Source organism: Methylophaga sp. UBA3613, from assembly GCF_002375415.1.
In the GTDB taxonomy this organism is placed as follows: domain Bacteria; phylum Pseudomonadota; class Gammaproteobacteria; order Nitrosococcales; family Methylophagaceae; genus Methylophaga.
In genome coordinates, this window is the sequence record NZ_DFLS01000008.1 from 144,998 (window position 1) to 162,435 (window position 17,438).

General features: G+C 45.5%; 22 protein-coding genes, 1 tRNA gene and 1 other RNA gene. 7 read left to right on the top strand and 17 right to left on the bottom strand.

The window, feature by feature from the left end; translation table 11 throughout:
• Positions 1-228: 228 nt before the first annotated feature.
• From B3S93_RS10535 to B3S93_RS10545, 3 genes are read right to left on the bottom strand one after another with little or no spacing between them, the layout of a single operon-like run.
• Positions 229-1,191 carry a FecCD family ABC transporter permease gene (locus tag B3S93_RS10535; protein WP_292354690.1) on the bottom strand — a complete coding sequence of 321 codons (963 nt, stop codon included), beginning with the start codon at positions 1,189-1,191 and terminating at the stop codon, positions 229-231.
• Complete coding sequence (locus B3S93_RS10540) at positions 1,188-1,961, bottom strand: ABC transporter ATP-binding protein (RefSeq protein ID WP_292748772.1); 774 nt, start codon at positions 1,959-1,961, stop codon at positions 1,188-1,190. The genes B3S93_RS10535 and B3S93_RS10540 overlap by 4 nt, the downstream gene beginning before the upstream one ends.
• Positions 1,954-2,871 (bottom strand): ABC transporter substrate-binding protein, encoded by a 918-nt coding sequence (locus B3S93_RS10545; RefSeq protein WP_292748775.1) that lies wholly within the window; start codon positions 2,869-2,871, stop codon positions 1,954-1,956. Before B3S93_RS10545 ends, B3S93_RS10540 begins: the two co-directional genes overlap by 8 nt.
• 66 nt (positions 2,872-2,937) lie before the next feature.
• On the opposite strand from B3S93_RS10545, the gene B3S93_RS10550 reads away from it, so the two are divergent.
• Together B3S93_RS10550 and B3S93_RS10555 are read left to right on the top strand one after the other, a co-directional pair.
• A complete protein-coding gene (locus B3S93_RS10550) occupies positions 2,938-3,474 on the top strand; it encodes a hypoxanthine-guanine phosphoribosyltransferase (RefSeq protein WP_292401960.1) in 537 nt (178 codons plus the stop codon).
• Positions 3,471-4,205, top strand: coding sequence for an S-methyl-5'-thioinosine phosphorylase (locus B3S93_RS10555; protein WP_292354698.1), 735 nt, complete (start codon positions 3,471-3,473; stop codon positions 4,203-4,205). The genes B3S93_RS10550 and B3S93_RS10555 overlap by 4 nt, the downstream gene beginning before the upstream one ends.
• Here B3S93_RS10555 and B3S93_RS10560 read toward each other — a convergent pair.
• Positions 4,189-4,824, bottom strand: coding sequence for a CsiV family protein (locus B3S93_RS10560; protein ID WP_292401963.1), 636 nt, complete (start codon positions 4,822-4,824; stop codon positions 4,189-4,191). The genes B3S93_RS10555 and B3S93_RS10560 overlap by 17 nt on opposite strands.
• Before the next feature lie 215 nt (positions 4,825-5,039).
• Between B3S93_RS10560 and B3S93_RS10565 the strand changes: the two genes are divergently transcribed.
• The 4 genes from B3S93_RS10565 to B3S93_RS10580 are packed head-to-tail and all read left to right on the top strand — an operon-like array spanning position 5,040 to position 8,182.
• Positions 5,040-5,963 carry an SPFH domain-containing protein gene (locus B3S93_RS10565; protein ID WP_104934543.1) on the top strand — a complete coding sequence of 308 codons (924 nt, stop codon included), beginning with the start codon at positions 5,040-5,042 and terminating at the stop codon, positions 5,961-5,963.
• A 1-nt stretch (position 5,964) separates the two neighbouring features.
• On the top strand, positions 5,965-6,405 hold the full coding sequence (locus tag B3S93_RS10570; RefSeq protein ID WP_292354703.1) for an NfeD family protein: 441 nt from the start codon (positions 5,965-5,967) through the stop codon (positions 6,403-6,405).
• 2 nt (positions 6,406-6,407) lie between these two features.
• Positions 6,408-7,007 (top strand): histidine phosphatase family protein, encoded by a 600-nt coding sequence (locus B3S93_RS10575; protein WP_292401965.1) that lies wholly within the window; start codon positions 6,408-6,410, stop codon positions 7,005-7,007.
• Positions 7,004-8,182 (top strand): cupin domain-containing protein, encoded by a 1,179-nt coding sequence (locus B3S93_RS10580; RefSeq protein ID WP_292401967.1) that lies wholly within the window; start codon positions 7,004-7,006, stop codon positions 8,180-8,182. The genes B3S93_RS10575 and B3S93_RS10580 overlap by 4 nt, the downstream gene beginning before the upstream one ends.
• A 3-nt stretch (positions 8,183-8,185) precedes the next feature.
• On the opposite strand, the gene B3S93_RS10585 is transcribed toward B3S93_RS10580, so the two are convergent.
• The gene (locus B3S93_RS10585; RefSeq protein WP_292354708.1) at positions 8,186-8,698 is read right to left on the bottom strand and encodes a zinc ribbon-containing protein; all 513 of its coding nucleotides are present in this window, start codon (positions 8,696-8,698) and stop codon (positions 8,186-8,188) included.
• A gap of 55 nt (positions 8,699-8,753) precedes the next feature.
• Here B3S93_RS10585 and B3S93_RS10590 point away from each other — a divergent pair, with 55 nt between their 5' ends.
• Positions 8,754-9,254: a disulfide bond formation protein B gene (locus B3S93_RS10590; protein ID WP_292401970.1), complete on the top strand. Its 501-nt coding sequence runs from the start codon at positions 8,754-8,756 to the stop codon at positions 9,252-9,254.
• Between the two features lie 51 nt (positions 9,255-9,305).
• Here the strand turns inward: B3S93_RS10590 and infA are convergent, their stop codons facing one another.
• The 12 genes from infA to B3S93_RS10650 all read right to left on the bottom strand — a co-directional run bounded on the left by infA (position 9,306) and on the right by B3S93_RS10650 (position 17,416).
• Positions 9,306-9,524 (bottom strand): translation initiation factor IF-1, encoded by a 219-nt coding sequence (infA, locus tag B3S93_RS10595; protein ID WP_009726411.1) that lies wholly within the window; start codon positions 9,522-9,524, stop codon positions 9,306-9,308.
• A 48-nt stretch (positions 9,525-9,572) separates the two neighbouring features.
• Entirely contained in the window at positions 9,573-10,286 is a 714-nt protein-coding gene (locus B3S93_RS10600) for an arginyltransferase (protein WP_292401972.1), read from the bottom strand.
• Positions 10,276-11,001 carry a leucyl/phenylalanyl-tRNA--protein transferase gene (gene aat / locus B3S93_RS10605; RefSeq protein WP_292401975.1) on the bottom strand — a complete coding sequence of 242 codons (726 nt, stop codon included), beginning with the start codon at positions 10,999-11,001 and terminating at the stop codon, positions 10,276-10,278. Before aat ends, B3S93_RS10600 begins: the two co-directional genes overlap by 11 nt.
• On the bottom strand, positions 11,001-12,179 hold the full coding sequence (locus B3S93_RS10610; protein WP_292401978.1) for an EAL and HDOD domain-containing protein: 1,179 nt from the start codon (positions 12,177-12,179) through the stop codon (positions 11,001-11,003). Before B3S93_RS10610 ends, aat begins: the two co-directional genes overlap by 1 nt.
• Before the next feature lie 30 nt (positions 12,180-12,209).
• Positions 12,210-12,809 (bottom strand): recombination mediator RecR, encoded by a 600-nt coding sequence (gene recR, locus B3S93_RS10615; protein ID WP_292354724.1) that lies wholly within the window; start codon positions 12,807-12,809, stop codon positions 12,210-12,212.
• A gap of 7 nt (positions 12,810-12,816) precedes the next feature.
• Positions 12,817-13,125, bottom strand: a complete 309-nt coding sequence (locus B3S93_RS10620; RefSeq protein WP_292401981.1) for a YbaB/EbfC family nucleoid-associated protein — start codon at positions 13,123-13,125, stop codon at positions 12,817-12,819.
• A gap of 18 nt (positions 13,126-13,143) precedes the next feature.
• Entirely contained in the window at positions 13,144-14,937 is a 1,794-nt protein-coding gene (dnaX, locus tag B3S93_RS10625; protein ID WP_292401985.1) for a DNA polymerase III subunit gamma/tau, read from the bottom strand.
• A 40-nt stretch (positions 14,938-14,977) separates the two neighbouring features.
• Positions 14,978-15,074: signal recognition particle sRNA small type (gene ffs, locus B3S93_RS10630), an RNA gene on the bottom strand.
• A 274-nt stretch (positions 15,075-15,348) separates the two neighbouring features.
• Positions 15,349-15,439, bottom strand: a tRNA-Ser gene (locus B3S93_RS10635).
• Between the two features lie 21 nt (positions 15,440-15,460).
• Complete coding sequence (locus B3S93_RS10640; protein ID WP_292401988.1) at positions 15,461-16,300, bottom strand: type III pantothenate kinase; 840 nt, start codon at positions 16,298-16,300, stop codon at positions 15,461-15,463.
• Positions 16,297-17,100, bottom strand: coding sequence for a biotin--[acetyl-CoA-carboxylase] ligase (locus tag B3S93_RS10645; RefSeq protein WP_292354731.1), 804 nt, complete (start codon positions 17,098-17,100; stop codon positions 16,297-16,299). The genes B3S93_RS10640 and B3S93_RS10645 overlap by 4 nt, the downstream gene beginning before the upstream one ends.
• A 91-nt stretch (positions 17,101-17,191) precedes the next feature.
• Positions 17,192-17,416 (bottom strand): hypothetical protein, encoded by a 225-nt coding sequence (locus B3S93_RS10650; protein ID WP_292401990.1) that lies wholly within the window; start codon positions 17,414-17,416, stop codon positions 17,192-17,194.
• Positions 17,417-17,438 lie beyond the last annotated feature (22 nt).

Here is a 17,438-nt window from a genome sequence, read left to right on the forward strand (position 1 = left end):
GTCAATCAAGGCACGAGGAGCGCCTTTTATTGTTCTAAATAAGCGACGAGCAACGCAGAGTGGCGCTTTTTCAGTCACAACCCAAAGGGCTGGCGACTATTTTTGCGACCGCCTGCGTTGTCAATCACTTATGTAGCGTGGCTACACTGCGTGCTTTCCGTCTTGTCGGACACAAAAATAGTCGCCAGCAGTGGTGGATATGAAAGATAAACAAGCCCTAGGGGCTGTTTAATGCTGTGATTTATATCGCATCAACAGCCACAGGAAAAACGGTCCGCCTAATAACGTCGTAATGACCCCGACAGGCAACTCTGCAGGGGCAATAACCAATCTGGCAAGCGTATCGCAAATCACCAGAAAGCTACCGCCAAAAAGCAATGTCGCCGGTATCAGATAGCGATGATCTTCACCGATAATCAATCGGCAGATATGTGGCACCATCATTCCGACAAAACCAATAGGACCGCATAAGGCAACAATAGCCCCCACGCACAACGAAGTAACAAAAAATAATGCGTAGCGTACGTATTTCACTGAAACGCCTCGACTTGTGGCTATTTCATCACCGGCCATTAACAGGTTCAGTTCGCGGCTCAGATAAATAATTACTACTGCCGTCAGTGTAACGAAAGGTAATAGCTGCTTTAATTCCTGATAACCGACGACGGTTAAACTCCCCATCAACCAGCGGATAATTTGAAATGAATCAGCAACATTGCTGAGATATTGAATAAACAGAATCAGACTGGAAAAGAAGAAACTGATAGCCACACCGGTTAACAATAAGGTTTCGCCGGAAAAGCCAAAACGAAACCGACTGATACTGTAAACAAAACTGATGGCTATCAAGGCACCGGCAAAGGCGCTGAGGCTGGTGGCACTTAATCCAAATATCGTAAAACTGATGCCCGCATAGACACTGATCGCTGCGCCTAATGAGGCGCCGCTGGCAACGCCGAGGGTAAATGGTGTGGCCAGCGGATTACGAAACATTGCCTGAAATACCATGCCGCATAATGCCAGTCCACAGCCTGCGGTAAATGCAAATAACACCCTTGGGATCCGCAACTCATGGATAATCATTTGCTGGATTTCTGTCGAACCAGCCGCTGCAAAATCTACCCACGGACTGATAATTACCACCAGAACGGTAAACAGACTTAATGCGATGAGTTTACGTTTTATGCTCATGATTCATCTGCCACAGCAATCAAACGCTCATGATGTGGATGTTTGGCAAACACAAACGCTTGCTGGTAAAGCTGGTGTAAGCGCTCGGCATCTAAAAACTGTTCAGCAGGACCATGCCACAGACATTTACCTTCCAGTAAGGCCAATACATGTTTGCTGTGCTGCGCGGCATGATTGATATCGTGAGTCACTTCGATAATCGTCTTCTGCAGTTGCTGATTCAGTTTGCGGATCAATTGATGTACAGCAACCTGGTGATGGGGATCCAGAAAGGCAGTTGGTTCATCCAACATCAAAACCGGCGTATCCTGCGCCAGGGCGGCGGCAATCATTACCCGTTGGCACTCTCCACCACTCAGAGTCGACATTCTACGCAAGCGAAAAGGGTGGCTGTCGGTAATAGTGAGCGCATTTTCTACGGCTTCCTGATCCTGCGATTGCCACTCTGAAAAGACATGGTGATAACTGTATCTTGCCATCCGAACAAATTCTTCAACATTGAAGCTCAGGTGGCTACCCCCGGTTTGAGGCACATAACTGATGAGTTGGGCGAGTTTTTTATGGCTGTAATGTGAGAGCGTTTCTCCATCAACGGATATTTTTCCCCCGGATGCAGGCAGAAGCGCTAATAAGGTTTTCAAAAACGTGCTTTTTCCAGAGCCGTTAGGTCCCACAATACACAGGTAATCGCCACGGGCAATATCGCAATTGATGTCTTCAATCAGTGTTTTATCGCCGATTTTTACCGAAATATTGCTGCAGCTAATCATTTTGAGATGAATCCCAATCCAGTTGTGGATGAAATATCCGAGCGAGATCCTCTGCCAGTTGGATGATTCGGGGGCCGGGTATTACCGCATAATCAGCTTGAATAATATGTAACTGTTTATTGCTGATAGCATCCATTTTATCCAGCCGCTGCCATTGCTGCCTTAGCTTGGTGAGATCGGGTGAATACACTTCTTCGCCAGGAAAAATATCGACAATAATTTGAGGGTTAAGCCGTAACAGGCCCTCTGTGGAAACCGCCGGCACTTTTATATTTGGTCCGTGAAAGACATTTTTTGCACCAACAAAAGACAATAAATCATTATAAAAATCCTGTTGTCCGGCGATATATACCTTATCCAGAAAATCTGTATGTGAACTATGGGCTATTGCCAGCAAAACAGTTGGTTCAGGCTGATCTCGGACTTTCTGTTTAATTGCTTCTAGCCGATTATCAAACTCGCTGACCAGGTGTCTGGCCGATGACACTTTATTAACTGCGGAGCCAATATCGATAATGCTGTTTCGAATGCCGTTCAGACTTGAGTTATCGATACTTAGCGTTTGTATCCCCAGTTGCTGCAGTTGCCTATTTAAGCTTTGTTGACGTTCCAGCAGGATAACTATATCGGCCTTCAAGCGAACAATCTGCTCCAGATTGGGATCCAGATAACCACCAACTTTGGGCAGTTTTTTCACTTGATTGGGGTATTGACAGTAGTCGGTTACCGCTACGACTTTATCACCCGCATCCAGTGCAAACAGCGTTTCAGTAATGCTGGGAGCAAGACTGATGACCCGCTGAGGAGAGGATATTTCCGACCCATTAGTTTCCAACTGCGGTTTTTCAGGCTGCAGCCAGACGAAAATAAATATCGCAATAAACAGCAGAATCGGCCAAAAACGTGCCATTTTGGCTTTCCTGTAATCAAAACAGCCTATTATACTGCCTGATGTTAATAGCGATAGGTGAAGTAAATGAAGCAGATAATGCCCGATGCAGAGTGTTTATTTACTCTGCAGGTGATTGATGAAAGTCTTGAACAACTGGCCATGCAGTTGAACAGGGATTATCTCGACAAAAATCCTGTGCTGCTTTGCGTAATGAACGGTGCGGTGATGACCATGGGGCATTTATTACCGAAACTGCAGTTTACGCTTGAAACAGACTATATTCATGCGACACGTTACGGTGATAAAACAGTGGGCGGCGAACTGAATTGGCGGGCCAAGCCTAATATTGATCTCAATAACAGGCATGTGTTGTTAGTGGATGATATTTACGATGAGGGCATTACCTTAGCTGCCTTGCGTAACTTTTGTCAGCAGGCTGGCGCGACTTCTGTAAAAGCAGTGGTATTGGCAGATAAACAACACAGCAATAAATATGGCGTTCAACCGGAATATATTGGCTTACAAATTCCTGATCGCTATGTTTTCGGTTTCGGTATGGATTACAAAGGCTATTTACGTAATGCGCCTGGCATCTTTGCCGTCAAGGAGAATGCATCATGATTGGATTAATTGGAGGCAGTGGGTTAAGCCAGCTGGAGGGATTGGTCCTGGAACAGCAAATGCAGCGGGAAACGCCTTTTGGAGAGCCTTCCGCACCATTAATGATTGGTCGTTATGCCAACAAAACGGTGGCTTTTCTGCCCAGACATGGCGAACATCATACGATTCCACCACATCTAATTAATTATCGGGCGAATATCTGGGCGTTTCATCAGTTAGGGGTAGAACAAATACTTGCTGTTGCTTCGGTGGGTGGTATTACGGAGCCCTATATGCCGGGAACAATCGCATTACCAGACCAGTTGATTGATTACAGTTGGGGGCGGGATTCCAGTTTTGCCAGTGAGGATTTTTCAGCCGATAAGCATATTGATTTTACCTACCCATTTGATGAAACACTGCGTCAGCAAATACTGCTTGCGGCTAATAGTGAAGAAATGACAGTTATCGATGGCGGAACTTATGCGGTAACACAGGGACCGAGACTGGAAACAGCGGCAGAGATCCAGAGATTAAAAAATGATGGTGCTGACATGGTGGGCATGACCGCCATGCCAGAAGCAGCGCTGGCACGGGAATTAAATATTGCCTATGCCAGCATTGCTGTTGTGGCTAATCAGGCCGCTGGTTTAAGTTCACACCCACTGACGATAGAAGCCATACTGGATACCATGGAAGAGTCGATGGGGCAGGTAAGGCGATTATTGAAAGGTGTTATTCCGCTGTTGTAGCTTCACCTTCAGACGGCAGGGAATAGGTTTCTGGCTCGGTCATATTGCTGAGCACTTGATCCGGTGTTGCTACCGGTATCAGTTGCAGAATAGCGCCAAACCGCGGGTGATCGAAATAATGCACCTGCTTGCTACGGATACGGCGCAATTCCACTAAACGTGGTTGATGCAAAGTATGATATGAATCACTTTCCACTGAGCGCACACCATCCTGTAACCATAGATCCAGGCTCGCGTGTAAATAGGTAGCGATATGAAAACGTACTTGTCCTTGAACCCGATCAGAGTCTATCGCCACAGCTTGTGCCCGACTGCGACTGCCAACAGCCTGTTGCCAGGTTTGATGGCTGATGACCCGATAACCGGCTGAATTACGCAGCCGTTGTGAAATATCTGTCAGGTTTTTATTACCGGCTGGCTGAATGACTTTGTTGGCCATTCCCACTTTCAGAGGGGCAGGGTCTTGCAAGGTAAACACCGGCGACTGTTCGTTATCGGATGGATTGAGTACTTCAAAAACGATCAGTTCAACGTGATACCACTGTTGAGCATGTGCTAAGGCTCCAAAACTCATTAAAGCGACAAAAAGCAGGCTACGAATTAGACTCAAAGATTTCATATAAAACGGTTCCGAATGATCATGTTGTCTATTGTCTAACGCTGACCCCAAAATGTCCAAGATCTAAGGGCTTATTGATTGTTCATAGCCACCACTGCTGATGGCAAATCTAGTCCCAGCTCTTTGGGGTGTGGCTATGAACAATCAATCGGCCCTAATAATTCTCTTTGCTGGTATCATCCAGTGAACATTAAAAGTCGCAATGGAGCAGAGTAATGGAAGGTTTTTCGCTATTTGTTATCGTGGTGCTGGTACTGGCCATTGTCCTTGTTTTAATGGGCGTCAAGTCAGTAGACCAGGGCTGGGAATATACGGTCGAACGGTTTGGCCGCTATACCAAAACTTTGCGTCCAGGTTTGAATCTGATTGTACCGGTGATTGATAAGGTTGGCGCACGCATCAACATGATGGAACAGGTTTTGGATGTTCCTTCTCAGGGTATTATCACCAAGGATAATGCGATGGTACGCGTTGATGGTGTGGTGTTTTATCAGGTGATCCATGCTGCAAAAGCAGCCTATGAAGTCAGTGGTCTGGATAATGCCATTCTGAATTTAACCATGACCAATGTGCGGACAGTGATGGGGTCAATGGATTTGGATGAGTTGCTATCCAAACGTGATGAAATCAATACACGCCTGCTAACAGTTGTCGATGATGCAACAACCCCATGGGGCATAAAAGTTACCCGGATTGAAATTAAGGATATCGAACCACCTGCTGATCTGATTGAGGCCATGGGCCGTCAGATGAAAGCGGAGCGGATTAAGCGTGCCAATATTCTCGAAGCTGAAGGACATCGTCAATCTGAAATTTTGCGGGCAGAGGGTGAGAAACAGGCTGCAGTACTGGATGCTGAAGGTCGTCGTGAAGCGGCTTTTCGAGATGCGGAAGCACGTGAGCGCCTGGCAGAGGCAGAAGCCAAAGCTACTACCATGGTTTCTGAAGCGATTGCTCAGGGTGATGTGCAGGCAGTAAACTATTTCGTTGCCCAAAAATATATTGAAGCGCTTAAAGACATGGCCAGTGCCGATAATCACAAAATCATTATGATGCCGCTGGAAGCTGGAAGTGTTATCGGTTCACTGGCAGGTATTACCGAACTGGCTAAAGAAGCCTTCGTACGTAAAGAGAACTGATATGCCTTTCATTATCGACTTCTGGCACTGGTGGGTATTAGCGGTAGTGTTGATTACACTGGAAATTATTCTGCCCAGTTTTTTTGCTTTGTGGCTGGGAATCGCGGCCTTTCTCACCGGTCTGGTGTTGCTGCTGTTTCCTGAGATTAACTGGCAGTTTCAATGGTTGATGTTTGCGATATTGTCGGTCCTCAGTATTGTGTTGTGGCGCCGCTATTACACTAAACATCCCATCGCCACGGATGAACCTTTATTAAACCGGCGCGGCGAACAACATGTTGGCCGTATTATCACCTTGACTAACCCTATTGTGAATGGACAGGGGAAAGTCATTCTCGACGATTCAACCTGGAAAGTGCACGGGCCCGATTGTCCTACGGGAACTCGAGTCCAGGTCACAGCGGTGGATAACGTCATTCTCAAAGTTGAAATTATTGGTTAACAATGGCTTTAGTGATCGATTTGATGCGTCATGGAGAACCCCAGGGCGGAATGCGCTATCGTGGGCAACTGGATGATCCTTTAAGTGAGTTAGGGTGGAAGCAGATGCGCTGTGCAACTGAAAATAAACAGCCCTGGCAAAAAATAGTCAGTTCCACATTAATTCGTTGCGCTGATTTTGCCAAAGAACTTTCTGATAAACATGCAATTTCATTGCAATGTGATGCGGGATTTATAGAAATCGGCTTTGGTGACTGGGAAGGTAAAACGGCCAATGAATTGGAGCAACAGAACAAAAAAGAGTTTTATGCCTTTTATGATGACCCGATAAATAACACACCAGCCAATGCCGAACCATTATTAGCGTTTCAGCGGCGTATTCAAAAAGCCTGGCAAACCCTGGTGCAATCGCATACCGATAATCATATTTTGCTGATTGCTCATGCAGGGGTTATTCGCGTTATTCTCGCCGAGGTGTTAGCGATGCCGCTTGAGGCAATGTTTCGCATTCAAGTGCCTTACGCCGCCATTAGTCGCGTTGTTATTCACAATGAAGGCCCAAGGCTTTACCCCCAGTTACAGTTTCATGCAGCAAGCTTATGACAGCGTTTTTTAATACCGGTTTGACTCAGCAGCAGTTTCTCGATGAATACTGGCAAAAGAAACCGTTAGTGATTCGTCAGGCATTTCCGCTGCCCGTCAGTGATCTGACGCAAGAGGATTTAGCGGCGTTTGCAGGTGAAATAGAAATCGAATCACGCTTGATTCAAGAGTTTGGTGAGAGGCCCTGGCAGCTGCAACATGGTCCTTTTGATGAAGATGATTTTGCCGCTTTACCGGAAACTCACTGGACGTTACTGGTCCAGGATATGGATAAACATTATCCACCGTTACAGAAGCTGTTAATAGCCTTTGATTTTATTGCCGACTGGCGTCGGGATGATGTAATGATTAGTTACGCACCGGAGGGCGGTTCAGTTGGACCGCATACCGATAGCTACGATGTATTTTTACTGCAGGCGCAGGGAACCAGACATTGGCAGATCAGTGATAAACCGTTAGCCAATGCAGTTTTCAGAGATGATGCCGATTTACGTATATTGCAGCAGTTTTCAGCGGATCAGCAATGGGATTTGCATCCTGGAGATATGCTCTATTTACCACCGCACTATGCTCATCATGGAGTGGCATTAAATCCATGCCTGACGTTTTCAGTAGGTTTTAGGGCCCCATCACAGTTACAGTTGCTCGATGCCTTCAGTCATACACTGCAAGAGCAGGATATTGCAGAACAACTTTATGCTGATGCCGATATAAGCACAGTGTCTTCCTCAACGGAAATTGATGACAGTGCAGTAAAGCGGTTTCAGGATTTATTGCTGAAAACCATCAATGAAAACTCTGGCTTTATGGCTTTAGCGGCAGGGCGCCTGGTCACGGAAACCAAATCGACCTTACAGGAGCTGGCCGACGAATTTATCACCGATAAACCGACGCTGGTGGAACTGGATGGACGGTTTAACAACGGCGAGTATTTGCAACGCAATGGGTATTTGCGCTTTGCCTGGCATAATGATGCTGCTACGGCATATTTATTTGTTGCTGGTGAAGCTTATTTTGTTGAGTTGGCTGCAGCGGAAACGCTGTCATGGCTAACCACCAAATCTCAACTCGACCAAAAGGACTGGCAGCAATTACGCAAATACCCAGCATTATCTGATGTCTGTTGCGAATTGGTTGCAGAAGGTGCTTTCTATTGGCCGAAAGATTTTATTTAAAGCTTATTTTGAATAGCGCCTGAATTCCGTGTGGTGACACTTCGGACAAGGAGGGATTCGACCTGTTTTCTTGAAGTGCATTTGTGTACCGCATGAATCACAGAATAAAGTGCCTATACCGGTAATTTCTCCAGTGTGATATTGCTGTGCCATTTGCGCCTGACTGGCCAGCTGGCCGAGCTCAAGGCGGGTGCGGTCTGCGACAGAGGCAAATAATTCATATAGTCGCGCTTCAACGAGCTGCAAATCAAAATTAAACCAGGTGGAAAATTCCTTGCCTGTTGTTTCCAGATATTCCGCAGCATCATGTAAATCGCGCTCAACATAATAGGCAATTTTGTCGGCTTCTTCTGCGGTGACTTCCCGTAACTCTATAGCGCGTAATTTTGCCAGTTCAATGCGTTGTTTCAGGGTAGGAACAGCATTGGTTTCAGATTCCTCAAAAAAATGCTGAATACGTTCCATCATTTTGTCATAGGCTGCTGTGAACTTTTCTTCGAAGTTATTTTCTGACATGACTTAACCCTTTATCTGATGCGGTTTTTAGGTTAACTTAGCACAAATTAATCCAATGGAGGAAACCGTTTTGATCACCACACGCAAGCTATTGTTTGGCGGATTTTTATTTTGTTTCAGCTTATTTGTGGCTGCTCTCTATATGCAGCATGTAATGGAATTGGAGCCTTGTCCGCTGTGCATTTTGCAACGTGTATTGGTAATGGTTACCGGGATATTTTTTCTGATAGCAGCGATACATAATCCTGCCAAAACAGGTACTAAAATTTATGCGGGTCTGATTGGTTTAACGGCATTACTCGGTGCGGCCGTTTCAGCACGACATGTCTGGTTGCAGAGTTTGCCTGCCGATCAGGTACCCAGTTGCGGCCCCGGAATGGGTTTTATTATGGAAAACTTTCCATTGACCGATGCGTTGTCCATGGTGCTGAGCGGTTCAGGAGAATGTGCGGAAGTATCCTGGACATTTCTGACCCTCAGTATACCTGCCTGGACGTTGCTGACCTTTGTGGGGATGTTAGGTTTGGCAATTGCAGCTGCCTGGCGACAGCATTAAAAACGGAGTTTAACAACAACTATTAGTGACAGCAGTTGTTACTTTTAGCGGTTAGCGGGCGCGATAAACAATGCGGCCTTTGCTTAAATCGTACGGGGTCAGCTGCACAGTCACTTTATCTCCGGTCAGAATGCGGATGTAGTTTTTACGCATTTTTCCCGAAATATGTGCTGTAACAACATGTCCATTTTCCAGTTCAACACGGAAAGTGGTATTGGGCATGGTGTCAATGACAGTGCCTTCGAATTCAATATGATCTTCTTTTGCCATACAGGTCTGATTTTACCTAACTATTAAAAGATCCATTTTGCCGTAATATTACTGATTATTCAAAGCTTTTTTATCAAACTCGCGCCATTGGCCATCAAATTGCTGTAATGCAGAGAAATGGCTCTTGTATCGCATTTTAGGACTATCACCAATCCAGTAGCCTAAATACAACCAGGATAAATTCTGTTGTTGCGCTAATTCAATCTGTTTGAGAATAGCAAGGGTACCTAAACTTCTGTCCGAATAATCAGGGTCAAAAAACGTATAGAACGCTGAAGCAGCGTCGTTTACAAAATCGGTAATCGCTACAGCCAGCAGTTTTTCCGGTGTCCTGAATTCTATAAATGCCGTATCACTCCAACTGCTGGTGAGGAACTGAAGATAGGTGTCTTTGCTTGGATTATCCATTCCCCCGCCAGCATGGCGATGCGCCAGGTAGCGTTGATAAAGATCATAGTGTTCATCATCAAACACTGCGGGCCGGATGCTTAGACTGACGTCATCATTTTTTTTCAGGCAGCGTCGTTGGCTGCGGCTAGGACGGAAATGGTTAACCGATATTCTGACCGGAACACAGGCATTGCATGATTGACAAAATGGACGATAAACATGTTCTCCACTGCGGCGGAATCCGTGCTGAATCAATTGGCTGTATAAGGCATTTGTCAGCGGCCGCATTGGGTCGGGATAAATATTTCGCGCCTGCCGGTCTTCAAGATATGAGCAGGCATGCGGACGATCCTGGTAAAAATCAAGGCTCATAGGAAAAAGGAAGTGTTGTGGTTTGCCAATAGCCAGTCTGGCCGGGCAGTGCGCAAAGCATTTGTACTTGTTGCACAAAAATTTCTCTTGGCAGAGTGACTGCGCCAAGACGAGATAGGTGTTCGGAATATACCTGACAATCAATCAAAGGATAACCCCATTGTTTTAGCTGCTGAGCCAGAGCTACTAAAGCAATTTTTGAGGCATTGGTTTTAAAGCTGAACATGGATTCACCAAAAAACATCTTCCCAATTGCGACACCGTAAACTCCTCCAACGAGCTCTCCCTGCTGCCAGCATTCCACACTGTGAGCATATCCGGTATGGTGCAGTTCCATATAAGCCGAAATCATTTCATTATGGATCCAGGTTTCATGTTGCTCAACAGGCAACTTTAATAGTCTGGGCGCAGCACAGGCATGCATAACCCCTTTAAAATCCTGATCAAATGTAATATCGAATGGTTTTTGTCGTAATACTTTTTTTAAGCTTTTGCTGATATGCATTTTATCGGTATTAAATACCATTCGCGGATCAGGGCTCCACCATAAAATCGGATCATATGCGTTAAACCAGGGGAAAATGCCATGACGATAGGCATTGAGAAGGCGGGTGATGGATAAATCTCCACCGGCCGCTAGCAAACCATGGGATGTCGCCTGATCGACTGGTGGAAAAGGGCTATCCTCAGGAGTTGCTAACCAGCTTATAGCCATTAATCATTTAGCTGGAGATTTAACTCTTTAGCCCAGTAAAGTGCATCCAGATACGCAGATAATAAGGCATCAGAACTCGCCACTGAATAATCAATTGCAGACCAATTACCGCGCTCATAATTCAGTACCTGATTCAGAGCATTACCTGCCGGGCCTTCTTTGTGTAAAAGCGCTGAGTGCAGTTCTTCGCTTAATGGCAGGTCCTGCAACAGTACTTCAAGCGGTTTATCCATTAACGCATCGAGTGTGGAAAACAAACCCGCGGCGAAAAATACATCGGCATGGCCTTTATAATGTTTCGCCAGTAATTCACACATCCGCCCTCTAATCATCGCGGTGGTACGAAGTTCATTGGGTTTATCATCGAGTCCGGAGAGGCATAACAGACTTGCCCATGTTTTAATTTTGTTCTGACCCAGCATCACGATCGCCTGACGGGTACTGCCAACTTCACGGGGAAGGCCAAAAAAAGCTGAGTTAATCAGACGCAGCAATTTATAACTTAATGCCACATCCTGATTAATAATTTCCGCCAGTTCATCAACCTCTACTTCAGGATCCTGCAACTTGACCAGAAGCTCCATCAGCGTTTGTGCAGCAGGAGCGATTTTCTTATCAATACTGTTATCGGGCAGAGTGTAGAAAAATCCCTGAAGTAAATCGATATCATGTAACTGACAGAGACTGAACTGTGAGAAGGCATTGACGTTTAAAGCACACAACACGGGATGTTGCTGGCGCCATTTTGGCAGATTTTCAGATATCTCATTTTCAGAGAACTCTTCCAGATCAATTAACAGGGTCTGACCATTACCGACATTACTCTTGGCATTTTCCGCATAACTGACATGTGAACTGGCCGGTTTCGTTATTGAACGATCATTGGCTTCAATGATCAGATCAATTCCAGGCATTTCATACTCAAAAAGTGCTTTTTGCCATGATCCGGGAATGGTTAATAAGGTTTTTTGATTATGATTTATCGCCTTTAATATGGCTGAAAGCTGCGATAGAAAATCAGGTACGGGCGCGTCTTCACCCAGAGGATTTCCTTCGGTATCAAGAAATGTCAGGTGATAACTGTCGACATCAAGTTTTTTGGAAATAAACAACGGCTGGCGGTGAATGAGACCGTTAAAGTTTTTTAATGAGTCGTATGCCGTATAGATTTCCGTCATGTAAATCCGCTCTAATATTGTTTGGTTCGGTTAATATTTTTCTCGCCCAGCAAATGCATGAGACAGTGTACCACTGTCAACATACTCAAGTTCACCCCCCAATGGTATACCATGTGCCAACCGTGTTACATGTATGTCTCTTGAACGCGCTATTTCACTAATATAATGCGCTGTAGCCTGGCCTTCAACCGTTGGATTGGTTGCCAGAATGACTTCAGTAACGATTTTCTGATCAAAGCGCTCAATGAGATCGGGGATGCCTAATGCTTCAGGCCCTATACCATCTAATGGTGATAAATGACCGGTCAGCACGAAATACTGTCCTTGATAATGCGTTGCCTGTTCAATAGCAATCACATCACTGGGCATTTCCACAATACACAGTTGATCTTCACGACGTGAACTGTCGTTACAGCGACTGCAAATATCTTCTTCACTTAAAATACGACAGCGCTGACAATGTTTTACATTAGTCAGCGCTTTGCTCAGCATTTCTGCAAGATGTTCTCCACCGCTGCGATCGCGTTCCAGTAAATGAAACGTCATTCGCTGAGCTGATTTTGGCCCCACGCCGGGTAAACAGCGTAAAGCCTGGATCAATTGATCAATGCTGGGACCGAGAGTAGCCATATTTGAATTAGAAAGGTAATTTCATGCCTGGAGGCATCATGCCGGCCATGCGTTCCTGGGTGGTTTTCTCGACTTGTTTTACTGCATCATTAAGAGCTGCTGCAATCAAATCTTCCAGCATCTCTTTATCATCCTGAAACAGGCTGTCTTCAATGCTCACACGTTTAACATCGTGTTTGCCGGTCATGATGATTTTCACCATGCCGCCACCAGCCTGGCCAGTGACTTCGACGTTGGCCAGTTCTTCCTGAGCCTTTTGCATATTGGCCTGCATTTCCTGGGCCTGTTTCATCAGATTACCTAATCCACCTTTCATAGGAGATCCTCTTTAAAGTTATAAGGGTTTAATTGTTGTATCGATTATACGGGCATTAAATGCATTTTTGATCTGTTCAACCACAGGATCATTGTGAATGGCATCAACTGCGTTTTGTTGAAGTTCTGCGGCCTGTTGTGCACGCTCAGCAGCTAATGTCGGGACATTTTCCGTATCAGTTGTTTCGGTGAACACTAATGTGACTTCAAACTGTAGCTGTTTACTGACAGCTGCTTGCAGTTTTGCAACCGATTTATCATTTGCTAGATGCTGTAATTCAGATGCGACGGAAAGATAAATTTTATTTTTATCCGAGCGGAGATAGGCACAGTGATCCGCCAATTGCCTGGCAAATGCGGACAGTTTTAATTGTGCAATCAACGCGGTCCAGTTTGCTGTGGTCAAATTGAGCAGCTGTGATGCATCGTCAGAGTTAGAATGTGCAGTTTCTTTGGGCTGAACTTCGGTTGAAGTATTAGTGACCACTATCGAATGCGATTCAGGCTCGACCGGCGGTGGTTCCTTTACCTCAAGTTTTGCTGGTGCACTTGGCGGTGGTTCTGCGGACTCAGGCTCAGCTTTTGTAGAATGGGTAACCGTTGAACCTGATGGAGGAGAATACGTTGCAGCTGGTTCAACGGATGAACTTACCGCTGCCGAAACAGGCGCTGATTCACTATTGGCTTGCGACTTTTTTACGGGGGGCTGCCCCGCGTTAAAAGTTACTGCCTGAGGTTGAAAACTCAACATCCGCAACAAGGTCATTTCAAAACCGCTACGTGGGTCAGCTGCATAAGGCATATCGCGCTTGCCATGCAAGGCAATCTGGTAAAGCAGTTGTACTGTTTCAGCGGAGAAAACATTGGCTAAATTCTGTAATGCCGCATCATCCTGTTGATCTAGTGATTCTGTGTCGGCAATTAATTGAATTGTAGCAATGCGTTGCAGACTGGTCATCAAACCATCCAGTACCACCACAAAGTCACGGCCTAAAGAGGCCAATTCATCAATATATATCAAGAGTGATTTGGCATCTTTAGCAGCTAACGCTTCAAGCAATTGGACTAATTGCTGTTGGGAAACACTGCCCAGCATCTGACTGACAATTTCCGTTGTCACTTTGCCGCCGGAAAAGGCTATTGCCTGATCCAGCAGGCTCAGAGCATCCCGCATACTGCCATCAGCAGCAAAGGCAATCTGATTTAAAGCCTCGGCTTCAAAATCTATATTTTCTTGCTGCAGAATAAACGCCAGATGATCGGAAATTTGTTTAATATCTAATCGACGCAGATTAAATTGCAGGCAACGAGATAAAATCGTGACTGGTAACTTCTGCGGATCCGTTGTAGCAAAGAGGAATTTGACGTGAGGAGGGGGTTCTTCCAGTGTTTTTAGTAACGCATTAAAACTGCTGGTGGACAGCATATGGACTTCGTCGATCAAATAAACTTTGTAGCGTCCGCGACTGGGCGCATATTGAACATTATCCAGCAGCTCACGGGTATCATCGACCTTGGTACGTGACGCGGCATCAACTTCAATCAAATCAACAAAACGACCGTTGTCGACTTCAACACAGCTATTACACTCGCCACAGGGAGTAGAGCTGATGCCTTGTTCACAATTGAGAGATTTGGCAAATATTCTAGCCAATGTGGTTTTACCCACCCCGCGGGTGCCGGCAAACAGAAAAGCATGATGTAAGCGGTCTTGGTCAAGACCATTGATCAGCGCACGTAATACGTGCTGCTGGCCGACAACTTCGGCAAATTTTTTGGGGCGCCACTTGCGGGCCAGTACCAGATAACTCATGCAGCTTGTCAGATACCCAATGTGGTATAAGGGTGGTGACCCAAACCAGCCCAATCTCGGCGCCCGAGTCCGATGGCTGCGCTGCTCCCTTCCGGGCCTGACGTGGTAACCAACATATCGTCGCGAGGAGACCGGCTGGGCCACCATAGAGTTGGCTATTCTATGCTTTTTTTGATTTGAGTGCCATGCATAGCGGTAATAAAAATAAAGAAATTTATTATTGTCTGTTCATTCAGACAGTTCGGCCAAGGGGAAGCAAAAACTGGGTTCAATAAGATGAAGCTGGTTTCTGTATTCTGAAAATGCTTAATATCCATGCGCAAGATCAACCATTACTTTTAAAAATCCGATAAAGCGATGGGTGGAGAATGACCAATGGAGATCAACAAGCCGTAGTGTAAGAAATTAATTTGGCGGAGAACGAGGGATTCGAACCCTCGATAGGCTATTAACCTATACACACTTTCCAGGCGTGCGCCTTCAACCACTCGGCCAGTTCTCCTTAAGGGTGCGAAAGCTTATCTCAGTTCGCGTTTTCTGGCAATGCTGTTGAGTCTTCTATCGGGGTTTCATCCGAGTTGGACTCAATCTGTTTCATCGGTTTATTTTTATTGCGTTGATTGTTTTGTCTGGCGTATTGCGCCAAACCTTTCAGCACTAAATCAGGTTCGTGGATTAGTGGCTGGGGCATGAGTGGAATTAATTCCTCAGCATCACCTCCGGTAATTAAAAATCGAACCTCATCTGTGAAATTCTGTTGCAGATCATTGATGAGATTTTCCAGGGTAGCCGTAACCATGTACAACGTACCCGCCTGAATAGCGCTATGAGTGTTGGTTGCCAATAAGTTAAATTCATTTTCTTGTGTCACATTGCTGAGCGCATCGGTGTTATCGGTCAACATTTTTTTCATCAGTGACAATCCGGGGACAATCAAACCGCCCTGATGCTGTCCTTTTTCAGTCACGATATCCACGGTGATAGCTGTGCCACAATCAATGATGCAGGTAACCTGTCGTGCATGCTGGCGACCGGCGACAATGGCTAACCAGCGATCCACACCCAGTGTTTCAGGTTGTTCGTAAGCATTGGTCACACCAAACCTTCTTTTCTCACTTTGCACAAATACCGGTGTCAGTTTCCATTGTTTGTCGATCCATTCGGTCAGTTGTGCGGCAATCTTGTCGCCGGCAACGTTACTGACAAAAACAGCCTCGATATCTTCAAGTGATTTCCACGCTTTATTCAAAGCTGCTTTGATACCGGTCTTTGGCCTGCTGAAATGTTGTGAGTCCGCCAACACCTTGGACTTTATCGTGGTCCATTTAATCTGACTGTTTCCAATATCGACTAATAAGATCATGAGGCAAACCTGATACTGAGATGGCTGTTAGATAAGTATGCTACTTGCTGGTCACGCATGTACCGTAATTCACCTTGTTCGTTGATACCACAGGCGAGAGCGGTAAATTGTCCGTTTTCGCTGATGATATTGATAGCCTGATTATGCAGGGCATCATATTGTGGCCATAATGGCAGAAAGTCACTAAGACCACGATGAGAAAAGAGTTCTAGGGTTTCAATCATATTTTGAATTATTTTGGCTGCCAGCCGATTGCGACATGGGAGCGGATTACAAAGTTGCTCAAGGCTGATAACGGGCTGAGGGATGGCAGTATGTAAATTATCCGGTAGTGAAAGGTTCAAGCCGATACCGATGGTAACGTAGTTTTGGCTTCCGTAACGTGATTCTACAAGAATTCCTGCAAGTTTACGTCGCTTATATAAAACATCATTGGGCCATTTTAATTGCAAACCTTCTATTCCCTCTGTCCGAAGGGTATTTATCAAGGCGATGCCGATGGCAATGCTCAGGCCATTACGGACATCTTCAATGTTTAATGACCGCATTAAAGAAAGATAAATATTGCCACTGGCGGGTGAAACCCACTGACCACCACGACGACCACGGCCAGCGGTCTGCATTTCTGCAAGACATACTGCTGTGCCCGAGATACCCGTTTGGGCTTTTTTCCAGAGAATATCGTTGGTTGAAGTCACTTCAGAAAAAACCTGAAGGCTGTCAAGTTGAGAGATAATTTCGGGATTCAGTGCTGCACGGATAATGTTTTCGTCAAGTGCGACGTATGGGGATAAACTCAAAATAGGGCTTCGTAGTCAGTAACGACTATAGTGTAGCGTCAAATACCTTTTTGTTGCCAGTATTTACGAGTTAAGAAGAATGAAAATTTTTTCAGACTTTGATATCAAGCAGGGAGCCAAGTGTATCAGAGCTGATTTGCAGAGCTTTTGCTGAAGCCTGTACCTGTAGCTTGTCGCTATTTATCTCGACCATAGGCGTGACGAAGTCACCACCTTTAGTTGATTCACTTGCCACAGCGAAAGCATTTTTGTTCAAGCTTTGCATGCCATTTTGAATGCCTTGATACGCTGATTGAATGGCAGGAATGGTACTCATAGGTAACTCCAATAAATAGTCA

Coding starts and splice junctions, on each gene's coding strand:
- B3S93_RS10555 (WP_292354698.1), top strand. CDS start 3,471: ATGATTGGATTAATTGGAGGCAGTGGGTTAAGCCAGCTGGAGGGATTG.
- dnaX (WP_292401985.1), bottom strand. CDS start 14,937: ATGAGTTATCTGGTACTGGCCCGCAAGTGGCGCCCCAAAAAATTTGCC.
- infA (WP_009726411.1), bottom strand. CDS start 9,524: ATGGCAAAAGAAGATCATATTGAATTCGAAGGCACTGTCATTGACACC.
- B3S93_RS10640 (WP_292401988.1), bottom strand. CDS start 16,300: ATGATCTTATTAGTCGATATTGGAAACAGTCAGATTAAATGGACCACG.
- B3S93_RS10585 (WP_292354708.1), bottom strand. CDS start 8,698: ATGTCAGAAAATAACTTCGAAGAAAAGTTCACAGCAGCCTATGACAAA.
- B3S93_RS10650 (WP_292401990.1), bottom strand. CDS start 17,416: ATGAGTACCATTCCTGCCATTCAATCAGCGTATCAAGGCATTCAAAAT.
- B3S93_RS10560 (WP_292401963.1), bottom strand. CDS start 4,824: ATGAAATCTTTGAGTCTAATTCGTAGCCTGCTTTTTGTCGCTTTAATG.
- B3S93_RS10575 (WP_292401965.1), top strand. CDS start 6,408: ATGGCTTTAGTGATCGATTTGATGCGTCATGGAGAACCCCAGGGCGGA.
- B3S93_RS10545 (WP_292748775.1), bottom strand. CDS start 2,871: ATGGCACGTTTTTGGCCGATTCTGCTGTTTATTGCGATATTTATTTTC.
- B3S93_RS10580 (WP_292401967.1), top strand. CDS start 7,004: ATGACAGCGTTTTTTAATACCGGTTTGACTCAGCAGCAGTTTCTCGAT.
- B3S93_RS10540 (WP_292748772.1), bottom strand. CDS start 1,961: ATGATTAGCTGCAGCAATATTTCGGTAAAAATCGGCGATAAAACACTG.
- recR (WP_292354724.1), bottom strand. CDS start 12,809: ATGGCTACTCTCGGTCCCAGCATTGATCAATTGATCCAGGCTTTACGC.
- B3S93_RS10590 (WP_292401970.1), top strand. CDS start 8,754: ATGGAGGAAACCGTTTTGATCACCACACGCAAGCTATTGTTTGGCGGA.
- B3S93_RS10550 (WP_292401960.1), top strand. CDS start 2,938: ATGAAGCAGATAATGCCCGATGCAGAGTGTTTATTTACTCTGCAGGTG.
- B3S93_RS10565 (WP_104934543.1), top strand. CDS start 5,040: ATGGAAGGTTTTTCGCTATTTGTTATCGTGGTGCTGGTACTGGCCATT.
- B3S93_RS10620 (WP_292401981.1), bottom strand. CDS start 13,125: ATGAAAGGTGGATTAGGTAATCTGATGAAACAGGCCCAGGAAATGCAG.
- aat (WP_292401975.1), bottom strand. CDS start 11,001: ATGGCTATAAGCTGGTTAGCAACTCCTGAGGATAGCCCTTTTCCACCA.
- B3S93_RS10610 (WP_292401978.1), bottom strand. CDS start 12,179: ATGACGGAAATCTATACGGCATACGACTCATTAAAAAACTTTAACGGT.
- B3S93_RS10600 (WP_292401972.1), bottom strand. CDS start 10,286: ATGAGCCTTGATTTTTACCAGGATCGTCCGCATGCCTGCTCATATCTT.
- B3S93_RS10570 (WP_292354703.1), top strand. CDS start 5,965: ATGCCTTTCATTATCGACTTCTGGCACTGGTGGGTATTAGCGGTAGTG.
- B3S93_RS10535 (WP_292354690.1), bottom strand. CDS start 1,191: ATGAGCATAAAACGTAAACTCATCGCATTAAGTCTGTTTACCGTTCTG.